Here is a 370-nt window from a genome sequence, read left to right on the forward strand (position 1 = left end):
ACCCCCGGTGGCATTCGCCGGGCAGTTCATCCAGCCCAATATACTCACCCGGCAGGAAAAAGCCGGTTATCTGCTCGTCCCCGCTTGCATTGATATAAAACGTTTTGACCGCGCCGAATTTAATCAGCCAGAGTCCACTGCACTTTTCACCGGCACGCCACAGGTACTGCTTTTTACCGTATCGCCGGGACGGTCTCTGCCTGATAATATCCCTCAACGGGCTTCCAGACATAATCACTTCTCCGGCCATTTACCCGCCCGTCATGTTTTCAGGTGCAAGCGTAAAATCCAGCACGACAATATCCCGCAGCACTGGTCTGAAAATGGATTTCAGCGCATCATGGGCCGGATGCGGCAGGTAGCGCTGACG

Annotated in this window: 2 protein-coding genes; both read right to left on the reverse strand. The window is 54.3% G+C overall.

From position 1 onward, the window contains the following. Nucleotides 1-232: Crp/Fnr family transcriptional regulator (locus AAIR21_RS27980; RefSeq protein ID WP_434682853.1), on the reverse strand; the 232-nt coding region annotated here is incomplete at its 3' end. An 18-nt stretch (nt 233-250) separates the two neighbouring features. Continuing rightward, nucleotides 251-358 (reverse strand): hypothetical protein, encoded by a 108-nt coding sequence (locus AAIR21_RS27985; RefSeq protein ID WP_434682855.1) that lies wholly within the window; start codon nt 356-358, stop codon nt 251-253. Nucleotides 359-370 lie beyond the last annotated feature (12 nt).

Source organism: Enterobacter sp. PTB (assembly GCF_051130085.1).
Lineage (GTDB): Bacteria > Pseudomonadota > Gammaproteobacteria > Enterobacterales > Enterobacteriaceae > Enterobacter > Enterobacter ludwigii.